This window comes from Kitasatospora sp. NPDC040550 (assembly GCF_055594965.1).
The window spans coordinates 71378-96614 of record NZ_JBVIWC010000031.1; the positions used below are offsets into that span (position 1 = coordinate 71378).

The window sequence follows — 25237 nt, forward strand, 5'->3', positions numbered from 1 at the left end:
GGCGCCCGTGGCACAGTCCGTGGCGCCGCCTGTGGCACCGCCGTGGTGGCGCCCGCTGCGGCACCTGCACCATCGGACGGTGGAACGGCGCGCGGCCACCGGGGCGAAGGATCTCCGGGCCGTCCTGGGAGTGCCGCTCGACGTGGCACTGCTGCGCCGCGCACTGATCTACCAGGCCGACGGGCAGGTCGTGTTCCGGATCTTCGCCACCGGCTTCTTCGCGGTGATGGTGACCGGATTCCTCTTCACGGCGATGAAGGGGAACTGCACGCCTGGGGGATGGCTCCCCGGGCCAGGTGCCGAGCTCAGCCCCTGTCCGACCCACCGGTACAAGGTGACCGTGGCGCAGGTGATCGGCGCCTCGGCAGCCGCGTTCACGGTGGCGGCCGTGCTGCGCAGCGCGGTGAGGGCTGTCGCCGTCAGGCCCGCCGGCAAACCGGTGCTCCCGGCGCTCGACCTCCTGCGGGCGTGCGCCCAGGCCGCTGAGCCAGGTGCGGGGCACCCGGAGGCCGCCCGACTGAGCAAGATGGCACAGGCCTTGGGGCAGGCCCTGGTCGATGCGACGGGCCCGGTCGCGACCGACTACGGAGCCCGGCCGACCACTCGCAAGCAGTTGCGCCAACACGCCCGGCAGGTCGCCGCCCTCCTGGAACGGACCGCCGACGAGCTGCTGCCGGACCGGGACCGCGCTACCCGGAAGCTGGCCGAACTGGCGGCGGTGATCGCCGAGCAGGTCGCCGACGGGCAGTTCACCAACCTGCTCAGGGAGCACGGGCAGCCACCGGACCTGCCGACGAGCGCCCCCGAGTCGCCAGACCGCGCCGACGGGCGACGGCTGGCCGTGGCGGCCGTGACGGCGCTGCTGGTCACCATCTCCCTGGCCGTCACGACCGGGATGCTCGGCCTGCCCGCCCTCGTCACCGCGCCGCTGGCGGCGATCACCGTCCCGCTCCTCACCTTCCTGCTGCTGGCGCACCGCTTCGGCCTCAGCGAGGCGGTGCGCCTCGTCCAGGTCCTTCGGACGGTGCGCGGGGAGAACGCCATCGAGCCCACGGCGACGCCCGCGCGGCAGGAGCCCGGGTCGGACGCCGGTGGTGACCAGCCCGGCGGGGAGGTGCGGGGTGCGGGGAGATCCGCGTGAGGTTGCCGGGAAACGGCATGGTGGCGGGGGAGTTGACGGGGCTATGGTCGCGCGGTGAGTACTTCGACCGGAGCCGTCCGAAGACGGCGCGTGTTCTTCGCCGTCGGCTGGGCCGTGCTGCTGCTGGCGATCGTCGTGCCGCCGCTCGTGGTCGGGCCGGCCTTCGCCCGCTCGGCGGCGCTGATCGTGCCCGGGCTGGTCGCCACGATCGGCCCCGCGATCCTGACGGACGCGGGCACCGCGCGGCGGACGGGGTGGCGGGTGGCCGGCGGGGTGGTCCGGGCCCGTACCTGGTCGGGTGCGCGGGAAGTCGACCTGACGGAACTCAGGACGGTGCGCGGCTGGGAGGTGATGTCGAGGACCGGCTCGGCGACCCTGGTCTCCCTGTCCGACCGCTCCGGCGGGTGGGTGATCCTGACCGTCGCCGACGAGCACAGCCACCTCATCACCGACGCGGTGCGCCGCCACGGCGCGGGCTACATCTCACCGTGGGCCAAGGCGCTCCTGGGCCTCGAGCCGACCCGGTGGTACGCCTCCGGAGCCCGGCTGATCGGCCTCCTCCTCATCGCGATCGCGCCCCTCCCCGCCGCGATGCTGCTGGCCGCAGCGCTCGCCCAGCGCTGACCGGTGTCGGGCCTCAGCAGGACCCGTCCACCACAGCAGGGGACTTGGGCGCGGGGCTCGGCCACCGGCGCCCGGCACCGTCGGTGGCGGCCGACCGCAGCAGGTCCAGCACGGCCCGGAGGCCTCAGGGCTTCTGCCAGGTCAGCGAGTAGCGCCGCAGGACGTGCCACCGGTAGCGCGCCCCGGGCAGTATCCGGCCCGCGGTCTCCCGCACCTCCCGGTAGCCCATCACGGGCGCGGCCGTCGGCATGCCCTCCGGGCCGGACGCCCGGCGCAGCGCCTTCGCGGCGCGCACCAGCGGCGCGGCTGCGATCCGCCGGGCCCAGTCCGCCGCCGTCTCCTCGCGGGCCAGGCCGACCACCACCAACACCCCGCCGGGGCGCAGCAGTTCCCGCATCCGGGTGAGGGCGGCCGTGAAGTCCATGTGGTGTACGGCCGTCACCGAGCAGACGAAGCCGAAGCCGCCGTCCGGTAGATCGAGCGTGAGGAAGTCCCCTTCCAGAAAAGTGACTTCACCGTAGGCCGCCCGCGCCCGCGCGACCATCCCCGGATCGCTGTCCACCCCGACCACCCGCCCGCACCGCCGCGCGAGCTTCGCCGCCAACAACCCGTCCCCGCACCCCACATCCAGCGCCGCCCCGCACCCGGGCGGCACCGCCCGCAGGATCCCGTGGTGCCGCGCCACATTGGTGTTCCAGTACGGGGTCGCGTCGTGCATGGAGGCGCCGCGATCTCTCGACGGGTTCATCGTGTCAGTGACCTGTCCTGTCATTCGGGCGGGAGGTGTCCTTGCTGGCTGTGGATCAAGTACCGCATGGCCGTTCGGGCGAGGTACTCGATCGAATCGGAGTCGGCACGGCCGCTGGAAGCCTCCGATTCGAGCGCGGTGATGATCCTGTTCCCCGTTTCAGCCGAGGGGACCCGGTGGCCGGAGAGGATCTCGGACAGTGATGATCGGCTGACTCCGCTCCGTATCGCGAGCTCGCGCAGCGACGAGTTCCCTGCGCTGGTCCGCAGCACCTTGAGGGTGGCGGCGAACCTCAGGGCGCTCCAGGTTCGCCGCGTGAGGTACGGGGTTGCGGGGTATGCGGGCGTGATCGATTCGAGCTCGTAGAGGGCCTGCCGTACGGCCACGTCCTCGTGCCTCTCGTCCGTCGAGCTGTTGACGTGTGCCCTCGTGTGCAACGCGCTCTCGGTGCGGCTGCGGTGTGCCATCCATTCTGCCTGGTCCCCTTCCCAGGCGGTGACGATCTTCGCCAGGGTCTTGCGGCTCGGCAGGCGCTTGCCGTTGAGGGCGGCGTAGACCGTGGAGGCGGCGACGCCGTAGGAGGTCACCAGTTCGTCGACCGAAGCCGCCGCGACCGACGCGCGGTCGCGGAGAGCCCGGAGGTCGGCTGCGAACTCGTTGAGCGGACTGCCGGAAGAGAGCGGCGGTAGATGACGCCCCATAGTGTCGCTTACTCCTTTTTACTAAGCACTTTGTGCCGCTTAAGCCGGGATAGGCCAGCTAACACGTAACCGTCAAAGTGCCTCCGCAGCAGGCATGTTGACGAGTTTGACGGTACCTCCGTCCGACCCCTACTGTCCGGCGGTATCGGACACACCGCCGGACAGCCGGCCGGCCGGGAAGAGGAGTTGGCGCAGTGGGCCTGACACTCGGGATGCGCATCGCGATGGTGGTCATCGCGGCGCTGGTCTCCGTCCTCGTCGCCGTCGTGGCGGGGTTGCTGGCGCGGGGCGACGGGACGAGTCTGCGGGCGTCGGTGCTGCGCGGTGGTGGGGCGTTCGCGGTGGCGATGACGCTGTTGGTGGGTGTGTTGACCGCGGTGGGGGCGTTCTCGCAGGGCGGTGCCTGAGGTCTGCGGGCGGTTCGGCGCGGGGTCGCCGCCGGTACGGGCCGGATCCGCCGGTGGGGGAGGCGGAGGTGGCCCGCTTCGGGCGGTGCACTGGTTCGAACTTCCGCTGTCCTGGCGGGTGTTCAGCGCCACGGCGGCGAGCGGTGGGGCCCGTTCGGCCTGCGGGCCGGGGGCCAGAGCGGACGGGCAGGCCGGACTTCGGGTGTGGATATCCGTGTTGGTCGGCGAAGTGAGGGACCCGTCTGCTGGGGTGGGTCAGTCGTCGGCCAGGGCGGCGGTGACGGCGGCCTCGGCGTGGAGGTGGGCGGTGGGGAAGAGGGGGACGGGGCTGTCCTCGGGGTGGACGAGGAGTTCGATCTCGGTGCAGCCGAGGATGATGCCTTCGGCGCCTGCGGCGACCAGGTCGGCGATGATCCGGCGGTAGGCGGTGCGGGATTCCTCGTGGGCGAGGCCGAGGCACAGTTCCTGGTAGATCACCCGGTGGACCAGGGCGCGGGATTCGGGCCCGGGGACGAGGACGTCCAGGCCGCGGGCGGTCAGGCGGCCGCGGTAGAAGTCCTGTTCCATGGTGAAGGCGGTGCCCAGGAGGCCGACCCGGCGCAGGCCGGCGGCGTGGACGGCGTCGGCGGTGGCGTCGGCGAGGTGCAGCAGGGGGATGGAGACGGCCTCGGCGACCTGGTCGGCGACCTTGTGCATGGTGTTGGTGCAGATCAGCAGCAGGTCGGCGCCGGCGGCTTCCAGGCCGCGGGCGGCGTCGGCGAGGATCGCCCCGGCCTCCTCCCACTGCCCGGCCGCCTGGAGCCGTTCGATGTCGGCGAAGTCGACGGAGTGGAGCACCAGGCGGGCGGAGTGGAGGCCGCCGAGCCGGTCGCGGGTGAGTTCGTTGAGGGTGCGGTAGTACTCGGCGGTGGATTCCCAGCTCATGCCGCCGATCAGGCCGAGGGTTTTCATGGGGCTAGTTATAAGGCAGCAGGGGTAAGAATGGCAATTGTATAAGAACTACTTTGAGGAGCTCTCCCGGGCCACCCGGTGCTGCCATTCCCGGGCGAACACCACCGACCCCGCCTCCAGTGCCCGCACCTGTACCACGCTGAGGAAGTGCCCGGCGTCGCAGCGCAGTTGGGTGCGGGTCTGGACGGTCACGTCCCAGCCGATGTCCGGCCGTTCCAGCCGTACGGTGCGGTCGGTGCGGGCCTGGGCGCTGAGCGGGGCGCCGGTGAGGATGCGGTAGGCGGTGACGGTGTGCTCGTCGCGGACCAGGCCGTCGGGGTGGGTGCGGGTGCCGTCGGTGGCGGGGGAGAGTTCGGTGCGCCACTCGTGGCGGCCGATGTCGTGCACGGTGACGTGTTCGGGCCGGGCGGTGAGCGGTTCGGTGAGGTGGATGTCCAGCGGGTCGGGCAGGGTGGGGGCCGCGAGGGTGACGGGTGCGGCGCCGGCGTCCGCGGCGAGGTGGCGGACGGGCAGGACGAGGGTGGAGTGGGACGGGTCGACGGCGTACCCGGTGTCGTCCGCGTTCGGCCACACCCAGGGCCAGTAGACGGAGGAGAGTGCGAGCCGCAGCCGGTGCCCGGCCGGGACGGTGGCCGCGCAGGCGGCGAGTTCGACCTCGACGTCCGGGCCGGCGGCGGTCAGCACGCCGCGGGTGAGCAGGGCGGAGGTGCCGTCGGGGCCGACCGCGCACAGCCGGGCGACCACCTGGGCGGGGCCGCCGCCGGAGCGCAGCCGCAGCCGGGCGGTGGGTGCGCCGAGCAGTTCGACGGGTTCGGGCAGCGGTTGGGAGTCGAAGCAGACCGAGCGGCCGTCCTCCTCGCGCTGGTCCGGCGGCTGGTCGGCGGGGCGGCCGTGCGGGACGTAGGCGCCGGCGTTGAGGCCGGTGTGCTGCGGGGAGCGGACGGGGACGTACCGGTCGTGGGAGGCGGTGCCGGCGGTGCGCAGCTGGCCGTCGAGGTCGTAGTGGATCTCCCGGACGTCGGGGGAGGGCCAGGCGTCCTCGCCGGTCCAGCGGGTGCTGATCCAGCTGCGCAGGGCGGGTTCCGTGCCGGCGCCGGTGTCGACGCCGCGCAGCCAGTGGTCCCACCAGCGCAGGGTCTCGGGCAGGGCGGCCTCGGGCAGGCCGTGCGGCCAGGGGCCGAGCAGGGCGCGTGCGGTGGGGGACTCGGCGAGCAGGCGCAGCACGAAGGAGCAGGACGGGTCGCCCCAGCCGGCCACGGCGAGGACCGGGACGGACACCGGCACGGTGGTGTCACCGGCGGCGAGCCAGGTGTCGACGGGGGGTTCCAGGGATTCGAGCCGGGCCAGCCAGCCGGACCGCCAGGCGTCGCCGAGCCCGCGCGGGTCCGGGGGGAGCGCGGCGTCGGCGATCAGGGTGGTGAGCCGGGTGTGCAGGTCGGCGGCGAGGACGGCGCCGCCGAGCCGGTGGCCGCCTTCGGGGCAGGCGGTGACGGCCGCGCCGACGGTCTCGGGCACCCGGGCGGCCAGGCGCAGCGCGGTGGTGCCGGCCGCGCCGACGCCGAGCAGGCCGACCCGGCCGTTCGCCCAGGGGCGGCGGGCGAGCCAGTCGACGGCGGCGGCGCCGTCGGTGAGTTCCTGCTCGCCGCCGGGTTCGCCGGGCAGGCCGCCGGAGTTGCCGTGGCCGCGGGTGTCGACCCGGACGGCGGCGTAGCCGTGGCCCGCGTACCAGGGGTGGCGGCGGGCGTCCTGGGCGGCGGTGCGGTCGCCGAGGCGGTCGGCCGAGTACTCCAGCAGGACGGGGACGGGCTCGTCGCTGACCGGGCGCCAGAGTCGGGCGGCGAGTTCCGTGCCGTCGGGCAGCGGGATGCGCAGGTCCTCGCGGGTGGTGTGGAAGGGGTACGACGGCATGGCCGCTCCCATCGGGGTCCCGGGCCGGTGAGCGCCGAGCGGCCCGCGGCGCGTTCGGGGGCCGCGCCGCGGGCTCGGCCCCTCCGACCCTAGGGGAGGAATCGGGTGATTTCCTGATGAAGGCCCCGCAGTGGTGACGCCGCGGAGGCGTGTGGTGGTGTGCCGCGCGCCCTCTGCCTGCGCCGTCGTGGATCGGTTCGCTGTCGTCCGGCATTTGCACATGACTTGCAACTGCTCGCCCGAGGGGGGAAAGATGGCCCAGCTTCGCCCCAGCTCGGCCCAGCCCAGCCCGGCTCAGCCCAGCTCGACCCTCGAAAGGACCACACGATGCCCAGCGCCGCCACAGCCGCCCCGGCAGGTGCCCCAGCCGTCAGATGGCGCGACCGGCTCACCCGCGAGGAGTGGATCCGGCTGGCCGGGATGGGCGGCTTCATCCTCGCGCTGCACGTCATCGGCTGGTTCACCCTGCTCGCGCTGGTGGCGCCCGAGCACTACGACGTCGGCGGCCAGGTCTTCGGCGCGGGCATGGGCCTGACCGCCTACACCCTCGGGATGCGGCACGCCTTCGACGCGGACCACATCGCGGCGATCGACAACACCACCCGCAAGCTGATGGGCCAGGGCAAGCGGCCGCTGTCGGTCGGCTTCTGGTTCTCGCTCGGGCACTCCTCGATCGTCTTCGGCCTCTGCGCGCTGCTGGCCTTCGGCATCCGCACGCTCGCGGACCAGGTCGAGGCGGACGACTCGGCCCTGCACAGGATGACCGGCCTGATCGGCACCACGGTCTCCGGCACCTTCCTGCTGCTGCTCGGCCTGATCAACCTGGGCGCCTTCAACGGCATCCTCAAGGTGTTCCGCCGGATGCGCGTCGGCGAGTACGACGAGGCTGAGCTGGAGCGCCAGTTGGAGCGGCGCGGGCTGATGAACCGGATCCTCGGCAAGGTCACCCGGGCGGTCACCAAGCCCTGGCACATGTACCCGGTGGGCCTGCTGTTCGGGCTGGGCTTCGACACCGCGACCGAGGTGTCGCTGCTGGTGCTGGCCGGCGGCGCGGCGGCGTTCTCGCTGCCCTGGTACGCGCTGCTGACGCTGCCGATCCTGTTCGCGGCCGGGATGAGCCTGCTGGACACCATCGACGGCTCGTTCATGAACTTCGCCTACGAGTGGGCGTTCTCCAAGCCGGTCCGCAAGATCTACTACAACCTGACCGTGACCGGCCTGTCGGTGCTGGTCGCGCTGGTCATCGGCCTGGTCGAGCTGATCGGCCTGCTCGGCGAGAAGCTGGACATCACCAGCGGGCCGATCGCCTGGATCGGCGGGCTGGACCTCAACTTCGTCGGTTACGCGATCGTCGGCCTGTTCGTGCTGACCTGGGCCGGGGCGATCGCGTTCTGGAAGTTCGGCCGGGTCGAGGAGAAGTGGTCGGCGGGGCTGGCGGCGGGTTCCGCGACCGAGGGGGAGTAGCGCGGCCCGCAGGCGGACCGAGGACGGCCGAGGGGCCGGTGACCAGAGCACGGTCGCCGGCCCCTCGTGGTTCTCCGCAGCGGGCGCGCGGCCGCGCGGGCACGGGCACGGGTGCACGCGGGCGCGGGCGCGGGCGCGGGTGCGCGGGTGCGCGGGCGCGTGGGGAACCCCCCGGTGCGGGCGGCTACTTGAGCGCGGCGAGCACCGCGTCCGCCATCACCTTCTCGCCGGTCGCGTTCGGGTGGAACGGTACGGCGGGCGAGCCGGGCAGGGCGCCCTCGATCCAGCGGTCGTCCGAGCAGACGTCGTGCCCGCGGGTCGGCGTCGCGGTGTCCACGTAGGTCGCGCCGTTGGCGGCCGCGGTGGACTTGAGGGCGGTGTTCAGCGTGTTGAGCACGCCGTACATGTACTCCACGTCGCCCGGGGTCACCGGCTGGCGCAGGACGCAGGTCGAGCCGTCGGCGGGCAGCACGGACGGGTAACCGACCAGCAGCACCCGGGCCTTGGGGGCCTTGGCGTGGATCTGCTGGAGGGTGGTGGCGATCTGCGGGCCGATGGTGGTGGTGATCCGCTCGGCCAGGTCGTCGTTGCCGTACTGCCAGGACCACGTCCGCCAGTCGAAGTAGCCGTGGTGGTAGACGTCCTTGCAGGGCGTGCCGAGCGGGTTGACGACCGCGCCGGCGATGCAGGTGGCGACGAGTTCGCCGAGGCCGAGGTCGCTGCTGGCGAGGTCGTTGCCGCCGATCCCGAGGGTGACCAGGTCGGTGTCGGCGGTCACCGAGTCCAGTTGCGGGTCGTTGACCCGGATGAAGGCGTCGTACTGGGGCTGCGTCATGGCCTTGACCTTGGCGGCCGCGCAGGTGACGTCGGTGTACGCGCCGGCCTTGAGCGAGGCGGCGACCAGGTGGCCGTAGTTGTGGTCGGAGCGCAGGCACAGGCCGGCCGACTGGCCGGGGACGCCGGCGCCGGCGGCGTAGGAGTCGCCGAGGGCCACGTAGTGCTTCGGCGCGGGGGTGGCCGCCTGGGCGGTGGTGGAGGTGAGCGCGAGGGCGGCGCCGACGGCGACGGCCGCGAGGGCGCTGGAATTGCGGAGTCGCCGGGAATTCCGGGCAGGGCGGAGCACGGTTCCTCCTGGGGGAGAGAAACGACGGGTGGGGGGTCGTGCCGAGCCGGGCCACAGCTGCTACTCGTACTACTCGCAGGTAAGTTACTTCCAGGTTTCGCGGCCGTCCATAGGTTACGGCGGAATTTCCGGAAATCCCGTCAGGTGACACCGGGTGCCATTTCGAATTCCGCTCCACCGCGTTTCGGAATTGCCGCCGATACGTGCGGGAAGGGAATTCGGTTCACTCGGCGGGGGGTGGCCGGGGTCCGCCGGCGGGCCGCGGCGAAGGAGGCGGTGACGACCGCCGCGAGCACCCCGAACACGGTGACCAGGGCCCCGGGCACCATCAGCGCCGCGGCGCCGATCAGCTTGCCGGGCAGGAGGGGGGAGTCCCCGCCGGAGTGCCGGACCACCCGGTGGCCGGTCGGCCGGGCCAGGTCGACCGTCCCCTGCCGGTCGTCCTCGACGTGCTGCCGGGAGTTGACCGCGGTGTCGCGCCGGTCGCCCATCAGGAAGGCCCGGCCGGGGGCGACGGTGACGTCGAAGTCGTGGGCGCAGGTGCCGTCCCGCCGGTCGGCCGGATCCTAGTTCAGGCCGCCCGGCGCCTCCGGGCCCCGGCCGCCCTCGATGCCCGGTGGCCTGACAGGTACAGTTCCGGTGCAGAGCGTGCCGGCGAACCGGGCCGCCGACCAGGAGGGGGACCAGCGCGGATGAGCCGCCGAGAGCGTGACCGCGACCGCGACGGCAAGCGGGGTGCCGGTTCCCCGGTGACCGTGACCGTCTGCCGGGGCTGCTGCTGCGGCACCGAGGCGAAGCACCCCGGGGTGGACCACGCGGGGCAGTACGAGCGGTTGCGGACGGCGGTCGGTCCGGCGGGCCGGGTCCGGGCGGTCAAGTGCCTGGACGTCTGCTCCCAGTCCAATGTGGTGGTGGTCGGGCCGTCCAGCGAGGGGCGGGCGGCGGGCGGTCGCCCGGTCTGGCTCGGCTTCGTGCTGATGGACGAGATGATCGACGACATAGCCGCCTGGGTGCGGGCGGGCGGGCCGGGTCTCGCCGATCCGCCGGGGCTGCTCGACCTCCAGCTGATCTCGGTCTCCCGCCGGGTCCGCGAGGGCCTGCCGGAGTGACGGCGGGGACCGCGGCGATCGCGGGGACCGCCGGGACCGCCGGGGCCACGAAGTGCTGACGATCCGTCAGATCGGCGACCCGGCACGGCTCCCGGATCGGCCCACTACCATGACCGGTGGCGTCGAGCGGTTCCGCGCAACGGGAGGAAGACGATGACGACGGTCTGCCGCATCTGCGCGGGCACCGGCCGGACCGCCGGCCTCAACTGCCGCACCTGCCAGGGCACCGGCACCACCGAGGTGGGCGGCGGGGGCGGCAACTGCTTCCTCTGTGACGGCACCGGGGTGTACGTGCGCTACCGGGTGGACGCGACCGGCGCCAAGCAGGCATACCGGGACGAGATCTGCCGCACCTGCGACGGCACCGGCAACCGGTCCGGGAACCTCTGGGACGAACCGTCCTCCTGAGCCACTCCGCCCGAACCGCCCGCCCGGCCGGGGCCGATGATCCGGCATCACTTCGATGTGGACATGCTCTTTGCCCAACCATGGTCGAACGTTGGTGTTCGAGTGGCCGAGGCGCTGACCCCCGTTCACCGGAAGTCCGTGCGCGGTCAACGCGCCGCTGACAGAGTCCCGCGCATGGATATCCCCAACATGGGCGTGCCGGCCAAGCTTGCCGACCGCATGAGCATGGCCGAGCAGCACGAGTACCTGCGGGCCCGCTTCTCCCGCCGCCGGATGCTGCGCGCCGGTGCCGTCACCGTGGGCGCCGTCGCCGTCGGCGGTGCACTGGGCAGTGCGCCGGCCTTCGCCGCCCCGGCGAGCCCCCAGCTCCTGACGGGTGCCACGACGGCCGGCATCGACGGCGCGCTGGTCGCGCCGGTCGGGCGTCACCTCCAGTTCGGCGCCGAGCCGGACACCCAGTTCCGCATCTCCTGGCAGGTGCCCGCGCCGGTCAAGAAGCCGTTCCTGCGCTTCGGCAAGCACCCGTGGGAGCTGAGCCACAAGATCCAGGCCGAGGTCCGCGCGCTGCACACCCCGGCGCTGACCCCGACCGGCAAGCCGGTGGACCAGTACTACCTGCACGTGGCGCTGGAGGACCTCCAGCCCGACACCACCTACTACTACGGCGTCGGCCACGAGGGCTTCGACCCGGCCTCGCAGCAGCAGATCTCCACCCTGCACACCTTCCGCACGGCGCCCTCCCGCGACCACCGCTGGGGCAAGGTGTACGAGCCGTTCACCTTCACCGCCTTCGGCGACCAGGGCGTCAGCGCCCACGCGGCCGGCAACGACAACATCATCAAGGCCCAGAAGCCGGCCTTCCACCTGCACGCCGGCGACATCTGCTACGCCGACCCGGCCGGTTCCGGCACCGACCCGGACAAGTCCGTCTTCAACGCCAAGACCTGGGACGACTTCCTGGTCCAGACCGAGACGGTCGCCGCCGACATCCCGTGGATGGTCGCGTACGGCAACCACGACATCGAGGCCTGGTACTCGCCGAACGGCTACGGTGGCGAGAACGCCCGCTTCTTCCTGCCGGACAACGGCCCGGACCCGCGCCAGGTCCCCGGCGTCTACACCTTCCGGTACAAGAACGTCGGCGTCATCTCGCTGGACGCCAACGACGTCTCCTACGAGATCCCGGCCAACCTGGGCGTCTCGGCGAACAAGCAGACCAAGTGGCTGGAGCGCACCCTCAAGGACCTGCGGGGCGACGAGACCGTCGACTTCGTCGTGGTCTTCTTCCACCACTGCGCCTTCTCCACCACCGTCGCCCACGCCTCCGAGGGCGGCGTGCGCGAGGCCTGGGTGCCGCTGTTCGAGAAGTACCGGGTGGACCTGGTCATCAACGGCCACAACCACATCTACGAGCGCACCGACGCCATCCTCGGCAACAAGGTCTCCAAGCAGGTGCCGAGCGGCGCCACCATCGAGCCGGCCAAGGACGGCGTGGTCTACGTGACCGCGGGCGCGGCCGGCCGCAGCCTCTACAACTTCGCGACCCCGGACACCTACGAGGGGCACGAGAACCACCAGGACGAGGTGCAGAGCTACTACTGGAGCAAGGGCCGGGTGAAGACCCCCGAGACCATCCAGTGGTCGCGGGTCCGCTACACCGGCTACTCCTTCATCAAGGTCGACGTCACCCCGGCCCACCTGGGCCAGAAGTCGTCCATGAAGGTCACCGCGCTGGCCGAGAACGGCACCCAGATCGACCACTACACGATCCTGCGCAACGTCGGCGAGGGCTGGGACTCCAACAGCGACGACGACGGCCAGGGCGGCGGCTGGGGCTGGTAGTCCCCGAACCCCCGTGTCGGGCCCCGGTGCCGAGGAGCGAGGACCTCAGCGCCGGGGCCCGTACATGATCACGCCGACCCCGGCCAGGCAGATCACCGCGCCCAGCACGTCGTAGCGGGTCGGCCGGAAGCCGTCCACGGCCATGCCCCACAGCAGCGAGCCGGCCACGAACACCCCGCCGTAGGCGGCCAGCACCCGGCCGAACTCGGCGTCCGGCTGCAGTGCCGCCACGAAGCCGTACACGCCCAGCGCCACCACGCCCAACCCGGCCAGCCACCACGGCCGTTGCTCCCGCACGCTCTGCCAGACCAGCCAGCAGCCGCCGATCTCGGCGACGGCCGCGAGGGCGAACAGGACGACGGAGCGCAGAACGGTCATGGTCCGTGAGCGTACGGGTTCAGACCTGCCGGTACGTGGCCAGGAAGCGCCCGATCCGGTTGATCGCCGTCTCCAGGTCGTCGGCGCGCGGCAGGGTGACGAAGCGGAAGTGGTCCGGGCGGGGCCAGTTGAAGCCGGTGCCCTGGACGACGTGGATCTTCTCGCGCAGCAGCAGGTCCAGCACGAAGCGCTCGTCGTCGACGATCCGGTGCACCGCCGGGTCGAGCTTGGCGAAGGCGTACAGCGCGCCCTTGGGCTTGACGCAGCTGACCCCGGGGATCTCGTTGAGCGCCTTGACCGCGATGTCGCGCTGCTCGGTGAGCCGGCCGTTCGGCAGGACCAGGTCGTCGATGGACTGGTGGCCGCCGAGCGCGGCCTGGACGGCGTACTGCGCGGGCACGTTGGGGCACAGCCGCATCCCGGAGAGCATGGTCAGGCCCTCCAGGTAGTCGGTGGCGTGCTGCTTGGGGCCGGAGACGACCAGCCAGCCGCTGCGGAAGCCGGCCACCCGGTAGGCCTTGGAGAGGCCGTTGAAGGTGAGGGTGAGCACGTCCTCGGCGAGCGCGGCCAGGCAGTGGTGCTCGGTGCCGTCGTAGAGGATCTTGTCGTAGATCTCGTCGGCCAGCACCATCAGCTGGTGGCGGCGGGCCAGGTCGAGGATCCCCTCCAGCAGCTCCTCCGGGTAGACCGCGCCGGTCGGGTTGTTGGGGTTGATGACGACGATCGCCTTGGTGCGGGCGGTGATCTTGGCGGCGATGTCGTCGAGGTCCGGGTACCACTCGGCGGCCTCGTCGCACAGGTAGTGCACGGCCTTGCCGCCGGCCAGCCGGACGGAGGCCGTCCACAGCGGGTAGTCCGGCATCGGGACGAGCACCTCGTCGCCGTCGTCCACCAGCGCGGTGACCGCCATCTGGATCAGCTCGGAGACCCCGTTGCCGAGGTAGACGTCGTTGACGCCGACGCCCTGGACCCCGCGCTGCTGGTAGTACTGCACCACGGCGCGGCGGGCCGGCAGGATGCCGCGCGAGTCGCTGTAGCCGTGCGCCGAGGGCAGGTTGCGGATGATGTCCTGGATGATCTCCTCGGGCGCCTCGAAGCCGAACGGCGCCGGGTTGCCGGTGTTCAGCCGCAGCACGCTGTGCCCGGCCTCCTCCAGGGCGTTGGCCTGGTCGACCACCGGACCCCGGATCTCGTAGCACACGTCGTTCAGCTTGCTGGACTGCCGAAACTCCATCTGCGGCCTCCCGACCGTCACCACCGCGCCGTTGCTTCCGCTTTGTTCTACCAAGTAGGCACTTGGAAAGTCCAACCTTTTGGCTATGCTGATCCACATGTCACGCCGAAGCTACGACCAGTACTGCGCCGTCGCCCGCGCCCTGGACGCGGTGGGGGAGCGCTGGAGCCTCCTGATCGTCCGTGAACTCCTGCGCGGCCCGCGCCGCTACACCGACCTGCACGCCGACCTGCCCGGCGTCTCCACCGACATCCTGGCCGCCCGGCTCAAGCAGCTGGAGGGCGAAGGGCTCGCGGAACGGCGGCGGCTGGAACGGCCCGCCAATGCCACGGTGTACGAGCTGACCGACCGCGGGCGCGAACTGCGACCGGTGATCGAGGCCCTGGGGGAGTGGGGGCTCGGCGCCCTCGGCGACCAGCGGCCCACGGACGCGGTGCGCGAGCACTGGTTCACGGCTCCGGGCGCGGGCGCGGGCGTGGGCGTCGGGGGCGTGGGCGGCGCGGCGGAAGCGGCCGTCGGGGCGGAAGCGGCCGTCGGGGGCTGAGTGCCTCGCCGCACGGGGCCGGAGCGGGGGCGGCGGCAAGGCCCCCGTCGCCGGCCGCCGCCCCGCGGACCCAGGATGGCGCAGGGCGATAAACGAACACTGGACGCCGAATGAGCGGCCGGGCCCCCGCGACACTGGTTGGCAAGTGCACACGTACGATCGTCGGATCGCGGAGCCAACTCAGGAGAGCGGAAGCAGCCCGTGCCCACCACCAGCCGCAGTTACACCAGCTACGTCGCCGTCGGGGACTCCTTCACCGAGGGTATGTGCGACGACCTCCACCCCGACGGCCACTACCGCGGCTGGGCCGACCGGGTCGCCTCCGCGCTCGCCGCCGAGGACGGGGCCGACGGCTTCCGGTACGCCAACCTCGCCGTCCGCGGCAAGCTCATCGGCCAGATCCACGACGAACAGCTCCCCGCCGCCGCCGGGATGGGCGCCGACCTCGTCACCCTGGCCGGCGGCCTCAACGACGTGCTGCGCCCCGGCTGCGACATCGACCGGGTCGAGCGGCAGCTCGGCCGCTGCGCCGCCGAGCTGCGCGCCACCGGCGCCACCGTCGTCCTGTTCACCAGCACCGACCCCAGCCGCCGGATGGCCGGCGGCGCCCGGCTGCTGCCCGCCATCCTGCGGATGAAGGCCTTCGTCCAGGAGCTCGGGCGGCAGGACGGCTACGCCGTCGTCGACCTGTTCTCCGCGCCCTGCTTCGACGACCGCCGGCTCTGGGCCGAGGACCGGCTGCACCTGTCGCCCGAGGGCCACCGCCGGGTCGCCGAAGGCGTCCTGGAGGCCCTCGGGCGCCCGGCCGCCTTCGACTGGCGCGCCCCGCTGCCCGCCGTCGCCCCGCCCGGCCGCGCCGAGCGGCTGCGCTCCGACGCCCGCTGGCTGGGCACCCACCTCGGCCCCTGGATCGGCCGCCGCCTCACCGGCCGCTCCTCCGGCGACGGCCGCCCGCCGAAGCGGCCGGAACTGCTGCCGTTCCCCTAGTTCCGGACGTCCCGGCTAGTCCACCCAGCTGGGGCCGGGCTTCTCCGGCTCCAGGACCAGGCTCGCCATCGGGGCGCGGGTGGTCCAGCCGAGGGCCCGGTAGAGCCCCTGGCCGTCCGCCGTGCCGACCAGGACGCCGGTGCGGGCGCCCGCCTCGTACGCGCCGGACAGCACGGCCCGCATCACCACCGAGCCCAGGCCCCGGCGGCGGTGCTCGGGGGCGGTGGCGATCTGGTCCGGCACGGCCACCGGTCCGGCCAGGCCCACCTGGCCGCGGGCGGCGAGGTGCCCGTCCGTGCTGCGCACCAGGGCGCGCAGCACACCGCCCCTGCTCCAGGTGGTCAGGGTGTAGCCGGACGGCGGCTGCGCCCGCTCGGGGGTGAGCGGGGCGGTCATCAGGAAGCCCGGACGGTCCAGCCGCCACTGCGGGCCCAGCCAGGGCCGCACCGTCCCGTCCTCGGCGAACAGCTTGAGCCAGGTGGTCGGCGCGGTGGTCGCCCCGGCGAGCTCGCGGACGGCCTCCTCGGTCGGCTCGGGCAGCACGTACCGCCCCACCTCCCCGGCCGGCGCGCCGACGTCGATGCTCCAGCCCCAGGGCCGCTCCACCGGGTCGGCGGCGCCCCGGGAGACGGTCCAGCCGCTGATCCACATCCGGACCAGCTCGGTCACGTTCGACTCCGGCATCGTTCGGATCCCCCGTATGTAATGGTCTCTGCCTGCCTGCATACCTTACTCGGAGGAAGGGGGGCCTGCCCAGTAATCTTGACGGGTTCGACGTGCCGGCTCCCGCCGGTGCCCAACAGCTGGAAGGACCCCGGACGTGAGCGAGACCGAGTCGCCGCAGGACCCCACGGCGGCCGTGCCGACCCCGCTCCGCTCCGACTGCGGCAGCTGCTTCGGGCTGTGCTGCGTCGCCCTGCCCTTCGCGGCCACCGCCGACTTCGCGGTCGACAAGGCCGCCGGCACCCCCTGCCGCAACCTGCAGACGGACTTCACCTGCGGGATCCACGCCCGGCTCCGCGACAGCGGCTTCCAGGGCTGCACCGTCTACGACTGCTTCGGCGCCGGTCAGCGGGTCTCCCAGGTCACCTTCGGCGGAGTCAGCTGGCGGGAGGAACCCGCCACCGCCAAGCCGATGTTCGACGTCTTCCCGATCGTCCGGCAGCTCCACGAACTGCTCTGGTACCTCACCGAGGCGCTCACCTTCGCCCCCGCCCGGCCCGTCCACGCCGAGCTGCGGCAGGCCCTGGAGGAGACCGACCGCCTCGCCGCCGGTACCCCCGAGGAACTCATGGCCGTCGACGTCGCGGCCCACCGCGGGCGGATCAGCGAGCTCCTGCTGCGGGCCGGTGAACTCGTCCGTGCCGCCGTCCCCCGCCGCCGCGAGCACCGCGGCGCCGACCTCTTCGGCGCCCGCCTGCGCGGCGCCGACCTCCAGGGCGCCAACCTGCGCGGCGCCCTCCTGGTCGCCGCCGACCTCTCCGGCGCCGACCTGCGCCTCGCCGACCTGATCGGCGCCGACCTCCGCGACGCCAACCTCGCCGGCGCCGACCTCAGCACCGCCCTCTTCCTCACCCAGGCCCAGCTCAACGCCGCCCGCGGCGACGCCACCACCCGCCTCCCGGCCACCCTCACCCGCCCCACCCACTGGCCCGCCACCGCCCCGACGGGCCCGGCCCCCGGCGACCGCAAGCCCCGCGGCGGCTCCCGGCCGCAGAACGGCACCCGCTCCGGCCGGCCGCGCCGCCGCTAGCGGCGGCGCCCGTCCTCGGGCGCGACCGCGGCGATCCGTACGGGGGGAGGCCACGGGGGCGCTCGAGTTCCCCGCGCCGCCACAGGTGGTCAGGGCGTGAGCAACCGTGACCGCAGGGCGTCGATCCGGGCGCGGTCGATGCCGACGGTGCCGGTGAGGTAGGCCTCGACGGAGCCGTAGCGGTCGGCGAGGTCGGCGAGGGTGAGGCGGATGACGGTCTCCGGGGCGCGGCCGTAGCCGGGCCAGCGGAGGGTTTCGCCGGGGTGGGCGGCGTGCCACTCGGCGACCAGGTGCGGGGTGGCGAGCTCGGTGAGGGCGAAGTCGGCGGCGATGTCGTCCTCGGAGACGCCGAGCAGGGTGAGCACCAGGGCGGCGATCAGGCCGGTGCGGTCCTTGCCGGACATGCAGTGGAAGACCACCGGGGCCTCGGCGTCGGTGATCGCGTCCAGGGTCTGGCGGATCTCCTTGACGCCGTCCTCGGCGACCTCGGCGAAGCGGTCGGCGAGGTAGCGCCACGGGTCGAGTTCCGGGTCGATCGCGGCCTGGTCGTACGGGCGGTGCTCGATCGAGTGGTTGCGGAAGTCCAGGCCGTCGAAGTCGCGGACCCGGCCCTTGGCGGCGATCTCCCAGTCGTAGCGCAGGTCGATCACCGTCCGGACGCCGAGGGCCCGAAGCCGCTCCAGGTCGGCGGGGGAGGAGAGCTTGCCGAGCGAGTCGGAGCGGTAGAGCAGGCCCCACCGGACGGTCCGTCCGTCTGCGGCCGGATAGCCGCCCAGGTCACGGAAGTTGTGCAGGGCGTCGAAGGCGAGGCGGCGGGTCGTCATGGGCGGCAATCCAACCACGGCGTCAGGCGTCGGAGTAGCCCCGGGCGAGCAGTTCGAAGGCGCGGTCGGCGTGGCCGACGGCCTCGGGGTGGAGGTCGTCGGCGGTGCGGCCGCCGTCCCGGAGGAGCTGCCAGTTGTGCAGGGCCAGGACCCGCTGGGTGGCGGTGGCCTGGGCGGCGAGCAGGGGGGCGGTGAGCGCGTGCGGCGGGGCGAGGTCGGGGGCCTCGCGCAGCGCCTCGGCGAGGGACCGCTCGGCGCGGGCGACGTACGCGCTGACCCGGGCGGCCAGGCTGGGGGTGCCGTGGACGAGGGCGGTGAAGGCCAGTACCTGGGGGTGGTCGTTGAGGCCGGTGACCGGGTCGTGCCGGGCGAGGCCGTCCAGGAAGTCCCGGTGCAGGGCGTCCAGCACGGTCTCGTCCCCGGCCCGGTTCCGGACCACGTCCGCCGCCTGCTCCTGGTGGTCGGCGAAGCGGTGGACGACCAGGTCCTCCTTGCTGGCGAAGTAGCTGAACAGGGTGGGCTTGGAGACCTCGGCGGCGGCGGCGACGTCGGCCACCGAGACCTGGTCGAAGCCGTGCTCCAGGAAGAGCGTGATGGCCGCCTCGGAGATGGCCCGCCGGGTCCGTTCCTTCTTGCGCTCCCGCAGTCCAGTCATGCGGTCCAGGCTAGCAGCCGGGATTGACCGGGGCAGTTTTCTGACCCGGTACGAAAATCAGGGTCGGAAGATCGGGGCCGGAAGATCAGGGGCCGGAAGATCAGGGCCGCGGATCAGGAGCTGAGCGAGTCCAGGATCCGGCGGACCGACTCCACCACCGGCGCGCCCGCCCGCACCAGCGAGGCCACCCCGGAGATGTTGCGCAGCGCCCGGCGCAGGGCGGACGGCGAGGCTCCGGCGCCGTCGCCGATGGCCTCCAGCGACTCGTCCAGCACCTCGCGGTCCTCGGCCGGCACGTGGTCGCGCAACTGCTGGACGGCGGTGACGAGTTCGCGCAGTGCTGCCTGGGGGTCCACCGGGCCCTGGTTCTTGACGATGCCGATGTTGTGGTCACCGTGCTGGGTGACCGAGTCGCCGAAGTGGAAGGAGTTGCTCACAGTCCGACCCGCTTTCCGGTGTTGTGGTCGCCGTACTGGGTGATCTTGTCGCCGACGTGGAGGTTCTCCACCTGGAAGGCGAACTCGGCCTGGGGGTTGTCGATCGCCTCCATGATCATCTGGATCAGGCTGGTGATCTGCCACTCGTTGTGGCTCACCACGGCCGTGGTGGCGGCGTTCGAGGTTTCGAGGACCAGCTTGTACAGCGGCTTCTGCCGGAGCCGGGTGACGAGCCGGTAGACGATGAACACCAGGCCGGCCAGCAGCAGCACGCTCGGCACGGAGACGGCCTGCGCCCGGTCGGTCGCGTTGTGGGTGAGTGTGCCGAGGAAGCTCACGGCGAACACCAGGCCGAGCAGCTGCCGGACGAACCTGATGATCGTCCGCGAGCGCTTGGGCGGCCACCACACCAACTGCCGGGCCCGGGCGATGTGCTGCAGCGGGTAGGCGTCGCCGCCGATCCACAGCACCCGTCGGCTCACCCTGACGTCGATCACGTTCCGTGCCAAGTCCGCTCCCCCTGCCGCTCGTGCGGGGAGAACCATAGCAACGGCCGGGGACAGCGGGGGCACTGGCGGTGAATCAGCTGCCGCTCACCCGGCCCGGCGCCGGGCGGTCACCTCGATCTCGATCCGCATCCGGGGGTCGGCCAGGCCGCACACCTGCATCGTCGCGGCCGGTCGGACCTCGCCGAAGCAGCGCCGCAGCACCGGCCAGCAGGGTTCGAAGTCCGCGCGCTCGGGCAGCAGGTAGCGCACCCGCACCACGTCCGCGAAGCCGGAGCCGGCCTCGGCCAGGGCGGCCGCGATGTTGCGCAGGCACTGCTCGGCCTGCTCCACCACGTCCGGGGAGATGGTCATCGTGGCGTAGTCGAACCCGGTCGTCCCGGACACGTGCACCCAGTCGCCGTCCACCACGGCGCGGGCGTAGCCGATCTGTTCCTCGAAGGTGGAGCCGCTGAGCACGGCGCGTCGCTCGGTTCGCTCTGTCATGCGCCGAACGCTAGGTGGCCTGCGGGGATACGTCCAATACTGCTCGGGAGCCGATCTGATATCCCTGGAGGTATGGAGCACCGCCCCGAACTCCCCCTCCCGCAGCTGCACGCCTTCACCGTGCTCGCCGGGGAGCTGCACTTCGGCCGGGCCGCCGCCCGCCTCGGCATCGCCCAGCCGCCGCTGTCCCAGCAGATCCGCCGGCTGGAGGAGAAGGTCGGCCACCCGCTGTTCCGGCGCGAGCCGGGCGGCGTCACCCTCACCCCGGCCGGGCAGGAGCTGCTGCCGGTGGCGCGCCGGGTGCTGGCCGAGCTCGCGGACGGGCTGGCGGCCGCCCGGGCGGTGGGCGACGGGGAGGCGGGGCGGCTGCGGATCGGCTTCTCCGCCTCGCTCGCCCTGACCGTCCTGCCCGGGCTGCTGCACGCCTTCCGGGAGCGCCACCCGGGGGTGCGGCTGGACGTCCGGGAGATGACCAGTGCGCCCCAGCTCGCCGCCCTGCGTGACCGGGGCATCGACGTCGGCCTGCTGCGCGAGCCGCCCGCCGACGATCCGGAGCTGCGGTTCCGGACGGTGCTCAGCGAGCCCTTCGTCGCCGTGCTCCCGGCGGACCATCCGCTCGCCGCCCAACGGGTCGTCCGGCTCGGGCAGTTGGCGGCGGAACCGTTCGTGCTGCTGCCCCGGGAGGAGGGGCCGCAGCTGTACGACCGGATCGCCGGTCTGTGCGCGGAGGCGGGTTTCGCCCCGCGGATCGGGCAGCAGGCGGTGGAGTGGCAGACGGTGTGCGCCCTGGTGGGGGCGGGCCTCGGGGTCTCGCTGGCCCCGGCCGGCATCCGGCGGATCCGGCTGCGCGGCGTCGCCTTCCGTCGGATCGACCCCGGCGCGGCCCGCACCCGGGTCGCGGTGGCCTGGCGGGCCGACGACCGCAGCCCGCTGGTGCACCGGCTGCTGGCGATCACCGGGTCGGACGGCACTCCGTAGACGCCGCGGTCGGCTCGGGCGCTGCGGCGGCTCCGGCACTGCGGCGGGCTCAGACGCTGCGGTCGGCGAGCACCTCGCGGACGATGTGACGGGCGTTGGCGGTCCGGGCCGGGTCGGTGTGGCGGTAGTAGGGGATCGTCACCAGGGCTATGGAGAGGGCCCAGGCGCGGCCGCGGGCCCACATCGCGTCGTCGGCGCGCAGGGCGGCGCGGAAGGCGGGTCTGGCGGCGGCGGGCAGCAGGTTCCAGGCGGGCATCAGGTCGGTGGTGGGGTCGCCGACGCCCATCAGGGCGAAGTCGATGACGGCGGCGAGCCGGCCGGAGCGGTCGAGCAGCAGGTTTCCGGGAGTGAGGTCGCCGTGCATCCAGGCCGGCGGTCCGGCGTACTCGGGGAGGCGGAGTGCCTTGTCCCACAGGGCGGTTGCGGCGGCGGTGTCGATCGCGCCGGTGAGTTGGGCGATCGCCGCGCGGGTGGCGCCGTCCCGGGAGGCGAGCGGCACGCTGCGGTGGCCGGCCGGGGCGCCGGCCGGGTTGAGGTCGCGCAGGGCGTTGACGAAGCCGGCCAGGTCGCGGGCGAGGCCCTCGGGGGCGGCGAGCACGCCGACCGCCGGGTTGACGCCGTCGAGCCAGCGCAGCACCGACCACTGCCAGGGGTAGCCGGCGGCGGGGCGGCCGACGGCCAGCGGGGCGGGGACGGGCCACGGCAACTGCGGTGCCAGTCGGGGCAGCCACTGGTGCTCGCGCCGGACGTCCCCGGCGGCCCACTCGACCCGGGGCAGCCGGACGGCGAGTTCGGGCCCGAGCCGGAACATGGCGTTGTCCGTCCCGGCGGACCCGACGGGCGTGACCGGGAGCCCCACCCACTGCGGGAACTGGGCGGAGAGCAACCGCCGTACCAGGGCCGCGTCGACGACCGGTTCATCGGGGTGCATCCGGGCGGCAGCGCACATGCCCGGCAGCGTACAGCGCGGACCGCCGCCCTACCGGCGGATCGGAGAACTGCCGGGTCCGACGAGGTGAGGAGATGGTGATCAGTCGGCGGACGGACGGAGAACGCCGGGCCCTGCGCGCGGCCCTGGGCGCACTCGCCCTGCTCACCCTGCTGGGCGTGACCGGGCCGGCCGGCCGGCGCTCCGGCGCCCGCACCACCGTGGTCGAGCGCGCCGCCGACGGCCGCCCCGGCGCCACCCGCACGCCGGTCCGACCGCCGGGCCGCCGCCGGGCCGCCGCATTCGCCTGTCCGGTCGGCCCCAACTGGGCGCCGCCCGAGCCGCCCTGGGCCCGGGCGGGGCGCACGCCACGCCCGCCGCCCCGGGTGCGGCCGTGCGGTGTCACCGGCACCTGCCAGAATGCGGGGGGTACGGCGAAAGCACTGAAGGAGAAGGTGACCGGCTTCGTGACCACGCCAGTCGAACAGGTGGCCCGGCAGGCCCAGCAGGCGATCGAGCGCAAGATCGCCGAGGAACTGGGCGTTCGCGAGGGGCAGGTGACGTCCGCGGTCGAGTTGCTCGACGGCGGCGCGACCGTGCCGTTCGTGGCCCGCTACCGCAAGGAGGTCACCGGCTCGCTGGACGACGCCCAGCTGCGCACCCTGGAGGAGCGGCTGCGCTACCTGCGGGAGCTGGAGGAGCGCCGGGCGGCCGTCCTGGAGTCGATCGACTCCCAGGGCAAGCTGGACGACGCGCTGCGCACCCAGGTGCTGGCCGCCGACTCCAAGGCACGCCTGGAGGACATCTACCTGCCGTTCAAGCCCAAGCGGCGCACCAAGGCGCAGATCGCCCGGGAGGCCGGGCTGGAGCCGCTGGCCGACACCCTGCTCGCCGACCCGACGCAGGACCCTGCCGCGCTCGCCGCGCAGTACCTGAACGAGTCGGTGGCGGACGGCGCGGCCGCGCTGGAGGGCGCCAGGTCGATCCTGGTCGAGCGCTTCGGCGAGGACGCGGACCTGGTCGGCTCGCTGCGCGAGCGGATGTGGGGCCGCGGCCGGCTGGTCGCCAAGGTCCGGGACGGCAAGGAGGGCGACGGCGCCAAGTTCGCCGACTACTTCGACTTCTCCGAGCCGTACACCAAGCTCCCCTCGCACCGCATCCTGGCGATGCTGCGCGGCGAGAAGGAGGAGGTGCTGGACCTCGAACTCTCCCCCTACAACGGCGAGTCCGAGGGCGACCTGCCCGGCGAGAGCGACTACGAGCAGCGCATCGCGGCCCGCTTCGGCATCGCCGACCGCGGCCGCCCGGCCGACAAGTGGCTGGGCGACACGGTGCGTTGGGCCTGGCGCACCCGGATCCTGGTGCGGCTCGGCATCGACCTGCGGGGCCGGCTGCGCGCCGAGGCCGAGGACGAGGCGGTACGGGTCTTCGCCGCCAACCTGCGCGACCTGCTGCTCGCCGCCCCGGCCGGCACCCGCGCCACCATGGGCCTGGACCCGGGCTTCCGCACCGGGGTGAAGGTCGCCGTGGTCGACGCCACCGGCAAGGTGGTCGCGTACGAGACCATCTACCCGCACCAGCCCGCCAACAAGTGGGACGCGGCGCTGCACACCCTCGCCGCACTGGCGAAGAAGCACGACGTCGACCTGGTGGCGATCGGCAACGGCACCGCCTCCCGGGAGACCGACAAGCTCGCCGAGGACCTGCTCAAGCGCCACCCCGAGCTGGGGCTCACCAAGGCGATGGTCAGCGAGGCCGGTGCCTCCGTCTACTCGGCCTCCGCGTTCGCCTCGCAGGAGCTGCCGGAGCTCGACGTGTCGATCCGCGGCGCGGTGTCGATCGCCCGCCGGCTCCAGGACCCGCTGGCCGAACTGGTCAAGATCGACCCCAAGTCGATCGGCGTCGGCCAGTACCAGCACGACCTGAGCGAGGTGAAGCTCTCGCGCTCGCTGGACGCCGTGGTCGAGGACTGCGTCAACGCCGTCGGCGTGGATGTCAACACCGCCTCAGCGCCGCTGCTCACCCGGGTCTCCGGCATCACCGCCACGCTGGCCGACAACATCGTGTCGCACCGCGACGCCAACGGCCCGTTCCGCACCCGCAGGCAGCTCAAGGACGTCTCCCGGCTCGGCCCCAAGGCCTTCGAGCAGTGCGCGGGCTTCCTGCGCATCCCCGGCGGCGAGGACCCGCTGGACGCCTCCAGCGTGCACCCCGAGGCCTACCCGGTGGTGCGCCGGATCCTCGCCTCCACCGGCGGCGAGCTGCGCGAGCTGATCGGCAACGGGGAGCGGCTGCGGGCGCTGCGCCCGGCCGACTTCGCCGACGACACCTTCGGCGTCCCGACCGTCACCGACATCCTGGGCGAGCTGGACAAGCCGGGCCGTGACCCGCGCCCGGCCTTCCGCACCGCGGTGTTCAAGGAGGGCGTCGACAAGATCGGCGACCTGGAGGTCGGCATGGTGCTGGAGGGCGTGGTCACCAATGTGGCCGCCTTCGGCGCCTTCGTCGACGTGGGCGTCCACCAGGACGGGCTGGTGCACGTCTCGGCGCTGTCCAGGAACTTCGTCAAGGACCCGCGCGAGGTGGTCAAGCCCGGCGACATCGTCAAGGTCCGGGTGCTCACGGTGGACGTGCCGCGCAAGCGGATCGGGCTGACCCTGCGGCTGGACGACGAGGTCGGCCGGGAGCGGGGCGGCGACCGTGGTGACCGCGGTGGCGACCGGGGCGAGCGGCAGGCCCGCCCGCCGCGCCAGGAGCGCCGGGGCGGCGACCGGGGCGGCGACCGGGGCGCAGGCCAGGGCGGTCAGGGCGGCCGCGGCGGCCAGGACCGGCGCGGCGGCGGCTCCGGCTCCGGCGGTGGCAACGCCCCGCTGGCCAACAGCGCCATGGCGGACGCGCTGCGCCGGGCCGGCCTGACCGGCGGTGGCGGCGACGGTGCCTCGAAGGACCGGCGTTCCGGACGGCGCTGAGCAGGACACCGACGGCCGGGGGGGGGGGGGGAGGGGGTTCCCCCCCCCCCCCCCCCCCCCCCCCCCCCCCCCAAGACCCCCCCTTTCTTCCCTCTGTCCTCCCCCTCGAGGGAGACCAACCCCCCCCTACTC

The 25237-nt window shown here is 73.3% G+C and carries 26 protein-coding genes and 1 pseudogene; 12 read left to right on the plus strand and 15 right to left on the minus strand.

From position 1 onward, the window contains the following. Positions 1 to 79: 79 nt before the first annotated feature. Both ACZ58X_RS34185 and ACZ58X_RS34190 read left to right on the plus strand, forming a co-directional pair. Positions 80 to 1141: a hypothetical protein gene (locus ACZ58X_RS34185; RefSeq protein WP_470337454.1), complete on the plus strand. Its 1062-nt coding sequence runs from the start codon at positions 80 to 82 to the stop codon at positions 1139 to 1141. A gap of 90 nt (positions 1142 to 1231) precedes the next feature. After that, positions 1232 to 1765 carry a hypothetical protein gene (locus ACZ58X_RS34190; RefSeq protein WP_470337455.1) on the plus strand — a complete coding sequence of 178 codons (534 nt, stop codon included), beginning with the start codon at positions 1232 to 1234 and terminating at the stop codon, positions 1763 to 1765. Between the two features lie 124 nt (positions 1766 to 1889). Here the strand turns inward: ACZ58X_RS34190 and ACZ58X_RS34195 are convergent, their stop codons facing one another. Continuing rightward, positions 1890 to 2483: a class I SAM-dependent methyltransferase gene (locus ACZ58X_RS34195; protein WP_470337456.1), complete on the minus strand. Its 594-nt coding sequence runs from the start codon at positions 2481 to 2483 to the stop codon at positions 1890 to 1892. 50 nt (positions 2484 to 2533) lie between these two features. After that, a complete protein-coding gene (locus ACZ58X_RS34200) occupies positions 2534 to 3214 on the minus strand; it encodes a helix-turn-helix domain-containing protein (protein ID WP_470337457.1) in 681 nt (226 codons plus the stop codon). A 194-nt stretch (positions 3215 to 3408) separates the two neighbouring features. On the opposite strand from ACZ58X_RS34200, the gene ACZ58X_RS34205 reads away from it, so the two are divergent. Further along, on the plus strand, positions 3409 to 3621 hold the full coding sequence (locus ACZ58X_RS34205) for a hypothetical protein (RefSeq protein ID WP_470337458.1): 213 nt from the start codon (positions 3409 to 3411) through the stop codon (positions 3619 to 3621). A 255-nt stretch (positions 3622 to 3876) separates the two neighbouring features. Here ACZ58X_RS34205 and ACZ58X_RS34210 read toward each other — a convergent pair whose 3' ends face one another. Together ACZ58X_RS34210 and ACZ58X_RS34215 are read right to left on the minus strand one after the other, a co-directional pair. Continuing rightward, a complete protein-coding gene (locus tag ACZ58X_RS34210) occupies positions 3877 to 4572 on the minus strand; it encodes an aspartate/glutamate racemase family protein (protein ID WP_470337459.1) in 696 nt (231 codons plus the stop codon). A gap of 48 nt (positions 4573 to 4620) precedes the next feature. Then, positions 4621 to 6480, minus strand: coding sequence for a CocE/NonD family hydrolase (locus ACZ58X_RS34215; protein WP_470337460.1), 1860 nt, complete (start codon positions 6478 to 6480; stop codon positions 4621 to 4623). A 327-nt stretch (positions 6481 to 6807) separates the two neighbouring features. On the opposite strand from ACZ58X_RS34215, the gene nicT reads away from it, so the two are divergent. Continuing rightward, positions 6808 to 7944, plus strand: a complete 1137-nt coding sequence (nicT, locus tag ACZ58X_RS34220; RefSeq protein ID WP_470337461.1) for a Nickel transporter NicT — start codon at positions 6808 to 6810, stop codon at positions 7942 to 7944. A gap of 184 nt (positions 7945 to 8128) precedes the next feature. Here the strand turns inward: nicT and ACZ58X_RS34225 are convergent, their stop codons facing one another. Continuing rightward, positions 8129 to 9067 (minus strand): SGNH/GDSL hydrolase family protein, encoded by a 939-nt coding sequence (locus ACZ58X_RS34225; RefSeq protein WP_470337462.1) that lies wholly within the window; start codon positions 9065 to 9067, stop codon positions 8129 to 8131. Between the two features lie 140 nt (positions 9068 to 9207). Further along, on the minus strand, positions 9208 to 9558 hold the full coding sequence (locus ACZ58X_RS34230; protein WP_470337463.1) for a hypothetical protein: 351 nt from the start codon (positions 9556 to 9558) through the stop codon (positions 9208 to 9210). Positions 9559 to 9759: 201 nt separating this feature from the next. Between ACZ58X_RS34230 and ACZ58X_RS34235 the strand changes: the two genes are divergently transcribed. From ACZ58X_RS34235 to ACZ58X_RS34245, 3 genes are all read left to right on the plus strand, one after another. Then, the gene (locus tag ACZ58X_RS34235; protein ID WP_470337464.1) at positions 9760 to 10176 is read left to right on the plus strand and encodes a (2Fe-2S) ferredoxin domain-containing protein; all 417 of its coding nucleotides are present in this window, start codon (positions 9760 to 9762) and stop codon (positions 10174 to 10176) included. A gap of 153 nt (positions 10177 to 10329) precedes the next feature. Then, complete coding sequence (locus ACZ58X_RS34240) at positions 10330 to 10584, plus strand: hypothetical protein (protein WP_470337465.1); 255 nt, start codon at positions 10330 to 10332, stop codon at positions 10582 to 10584. A gap of 174 nt (positions 10585 to 10758) precedes the next feature. Continuing rightward, positions 10759 to 12426 carry a purple acid phosphatase family protein gene (locus tag ACZ58X_RS34245; protein ID WP_470337466.1) on the plus strand — a complete coding sequence of 556 codons (1668 nt, stop codon included), beginning with the start codon at positions 10759 to 10761 and terminating at the stop codon, positions 12424 to 12426. A gap of 45 nt (positions 12427 to 12471) precedes the next feature. On the opposite strand, the gene ACZ58X_RS34250 is transcribed toward ACZ58X_RS34245, so the two are convergent. Beyond that, entirely contained in the window at positions 12472 to 12804 is a 333-nt protein-coding gene (locus ACZ58X_RS34250; protein WP_470337467.1) for a YnfA family protein, read from the minus strand. A 19-nt stretch (positions 12805 to 12823) separates the two neighbouring features. Continuing rightward, positions 12824 to 14038, minus strand: coding sequence for a pyridoxal phosphate-dependent aminotransferase (locus ACZ58X_RS34255; RefSeq protein WP_470337468.1), 1215 nt, complete (start codon positions 14036 to 14038; stop codon positions 12824 to 12826). 97 nt (positions 14039 to 14135) lie between these two features. Between ACZ58X_RS34255 and ACZ58X_RS34260 the strand changes: the two are divergent. Beyond that, positions 14136 to 14564 (plus strand): annotated as a pseudogene (locus ACZ58X_RS34260) (winged helix-turn-helix transcriptional regulator); the annotation flags it as partial. A gap of 219 nt (positions 14565 to 14783) precedes the next feature. Beyond that, the gene (locus ACZ58X_RS34265; protein WP_470337469.1) at positions 14784 to 15569 is read left to right on the plus strand and encodes an SGNH/GDSL hydrolase family protein; all 786 of its coding nucleotides are present in this window, start codon (positions 14784 to 14786) and stop codon (positions 15567 to 15569) included. A gap of 15 nt (positions 15570 to 15584) precedes the next feature. Here ACZ58X_RS34265 and ACZ58X_RS34270 read toward each other — a convergent pair whose 3' ends face one another. Further along, positions 15585 to 16253 carry a GNAT family N-acetyltransferase gene (locus ACZ58X_RS34270; RefSeq protein WP_470337470.1) on the minus strand — a complete coding sequence of 223 codons (669 nt, stop codon included), beginning with the start codon at positions 16251 to 16253 and terminating at the stop codon, positions 15585 to 15587. A 136-nt stretch (positions 16254 to 16389) separates the two neighbouring features. Here ACZ58X_RS34270 and ACZ58X_RS34275 point away from each other — a divergent pair, with 136 nt between their 5' ends. After that, positions 16390 to 17322: a pentapeptide repeat-containing protein gene (locus ACZ58X_RS34275; protein WP_470337471.1), complete on the plus strand. Its 933-nt coding sequence runs from the start codon at positions 16390 to 16392 to the stop codon at positions 17320 to 17322. Positions 17323 to 17411: 89 nt separating this feature from the next. Here ACZ58X_RS34275 and ACZ58X_RS34280 read toward each other — a convergent pair whose 3' ends face one another. The 5 genes from ACZ58X_RS34280 to ACZ58X_RS34300 all read right to left on the minus strand — a co-directional run bounded on the left by ACZ58X_RS34280 (position 17412) and on the right by ACZ58X_RS34300 (position 20230). Continuing rightward, positions 17412 to 18146, minus strand: a complete 735-nt coding sequence (locus tag ACZ58X_RS34280; protein ID WP_470337472.1) for a tyrosine-protein phosphatase — start codon at positions 18144 to 18146, stop codon at positions 17412 to 17414. A 22-nt stretch (positions 18147 to 18168) separates the two neighbouring features. Beyond that, entirely contained in the window at positions 18169 to 18801 is a 633-nt protein-coding gene (locus ACZ58X_RS34285; RefSeq protein ID WP_470337473.1) for a TetR/AcrR family transcriptional regulator, read from the minus strand. A 113-nt stretch (positions 18802 to 18914) separates the two neighbouring features. Then, entirely contained in the window at positions 18915 to 19238 is a 324-nt protein-coding gene (locus tag ACZ58X_RS34290; RefSeq protein ID WP_470337474.1) for a hypothetical protein, read from the minus strand. Further along, complete coding sequence (locus ACZ58X_RS34295) at positions 19235 to 19747, minus strand: DUF6232 family protein (protein ID WP_470337475.1); 513 nt, start codon at positions 19745 to 19747, stop codon at positions 19235 to 19237. Before ACZ58X_RS34295 ends, ACZ58X_RS34290 begins: the two co-directional genes overlap by 4 nt. 84 nt (positions 19748 to 19831) lie before the next feature. After that, positions 19832 to 20230: a RidA family protein gene (locus tag ACZ58X_RS34300; protein WP_470337476.1), complete on the minus strand. Its 399-nt coding sequence runs from the start codon at positions 20228 to 20230 to the stop codon at positions 19832 to 19834. A gap of 72 nt (positions 20231 to 20302) precedes the next feature. Between ACZ58X_RS34300 and ACZ58X_RS34305 the strand changes: the two genes are divergently transcribed. Continuing rightward, a complete protein-coding gene (locus tag ACZ58X_RS34305; protein WP_470337477.1) occupies positions 20303 to 21208 on the plus strand; it encodes a LysR family transcriptional regulator in 906 nt (301 codons plus the stop codon). 49 nt (positions 21209 to 21257) lie between these two features. On the opposite strand, the gene ACZ58X_RS34310 is transcribed toward ACZ58X_RS34305, so the two are convergent. Next, positions 21258 to 22157: an aminoglycoside phosphotransferase family protein gene (locus ACZ58X_RS34310; RefSeq protein WP_470337478.1), complete on the minus strand. Its 900-nt coding sequence runs from the start codon at positions 22155 to 22157 to the stop codon at positions 21258 to 21260. 74 nt (positions 22158 to 22231) lie between these two features. Here ACZ58X_RS34310 and ACZ58X_RS34315 point away from each other — a divergent pair, with 74 nt between their 5' ends. Continuing rightward, the gene (locus ACZ58X_RS34315; protein WP_470337479.1) at positions 22232 to 25105 is read left to right on the plus strand and encodes a Tex family protein; all 2874 of its coding nucleotides are present in this window, start codon (positions 22232 to 22234) and stop codon (positions 25103 to 25105) included. The last annotated feature ends 132 nt before the right edge of the window (positions 25106 to 25237 follow it).

Bases quoted from the DNA above. Each gene is read 5' to 3' on its own strand.
- ACZ58X_RS34195 (WP_470337456.1), bottom strand. From the start codon at position 2,483: ATGCACGACGCGACCCCGTACTGGAACACCAATGTGGCGCGGCACCAC.
- ACZ58X_RS34200 (WP_470337457.1), bottom strand. From the start codon at position 3,214: ATGGGGCGTCATCTACCGCCGCTCTCTTCCGGCAGTCCGCTCAACGAG.
- ACZ58X_RS34210 (WP_470337459.1), bottom strand. From the start codon at position 4,572: ATGAAAACCCTCGGCCTGATCGGCGGCATGAGCTGGGAATCCACCGCC.
- ACZ58X_RS34215 (WP_470337460.1), bottom strand. From the start codon at position 6,480: ATGCCGTCGTACCCCTTCCACACCACCCGCGAGGACCTGCGCATCCCG.
- nicT (WP_470337461.1), top strand. From the start codon at position 6,808: ATGCCCAGCGCCGCCACAGCCGCCCCGGCAGGTGCCCCAGCCGTCAGA.
- ACZ58X_RS34230 (WP_470337463.1), bottom strand. From the start codon at position 9,558: ATGGGCGACCGGCGCGACACCGCGGTCAACTCCCGGCAGCACGTCGAG.
- ACZ58X_RS34235 (WP_470337464.1), top strand. From the start codon at position 9,760: ATGAGCCGCCGAGAGCGTGACCGCGACCGCGACGGCAAGCGGGGTGCC.
- ACZ58X_RS34240 (WP_470337465.1), top strand. From the start codon at position 10,330: ATGACGACGGTCTGCCGCATCTGCGCGGGCACCGGCCGGACCGCCGGC.
- ACZ58X_RS34245 (WP_470337466.1), top strand. From the start codon at position 10,759: ATGGATATCCCCAACATGGGCGTGCCGGCCAAGCTTGCCGACCGCATG.
- ACZ58X_RS34250 (WP_470337467.1), bottom strand. From the start codon at position 12,804: ATGACCGTTCTGCGCTCCGTCGTCCTGTTCGCCCTCGCGGCCGTCGCC.
- ACZ58X_RS34255 (WP_470337468.1), bottom strand. From the start codon at position 14,038: ATGGAGTTTCGGCAGTCCAGCAAGCTGAACGACGTGTGCTACGAGATC.
- ACZ58X_RS34270 (WP_470337470.1), bottom strand. From the start codon at position 16,253: ATGCCGGAGTCGAACGTGACCGAGCTGGTCCGGATGTGGATCAGCGGC.
- ACZ58X_RS34280 (WP_470337472.1), bottom strand. From the start codon at position 18,146: ATGACGACCCGCCGCCTCGCCTTCGACGCCCTGCACAACTTCCGTGAC.
- ACZ58X_RS34285 (WP_470337473.1), bottom strand. From the start codon at position 18,801: ATGACTGGACTGCGGGAGCGCAAGAAGGAACGGACCCGGCGGGCCATC.
- ACZ58X_RS34300 (WP_470337476.1), bottom strand. From the start codon at position 20,230: ATGACAGAGCGAACCGAGCGACGCGCCGTGCTCAGCGGCTCCACCTTC.
- ACZ58X_RS34305 (WP_470337477.1), top strand. From the start codon at position 20,303: ATGGAGCACCGCCCCGAACTCCCCCTCCCGCAGCTGCACGCCTTCACC.
- ACZ58X_RS34310 (WP_470337478.1), bottom strand. From the start codon at position 22,157: ATGTGCGCTGCCGCCCGGATGCACCCCGATGAACCGGTCGTCGACGCG.
- ACZ58X_RS34315 (WP_470337479.1), top strand. From the start codon at position 22,232: ATGGTGATCAGTCGGCGGACGGACGGAGAACGCCGGGCCCTGCGCGCG.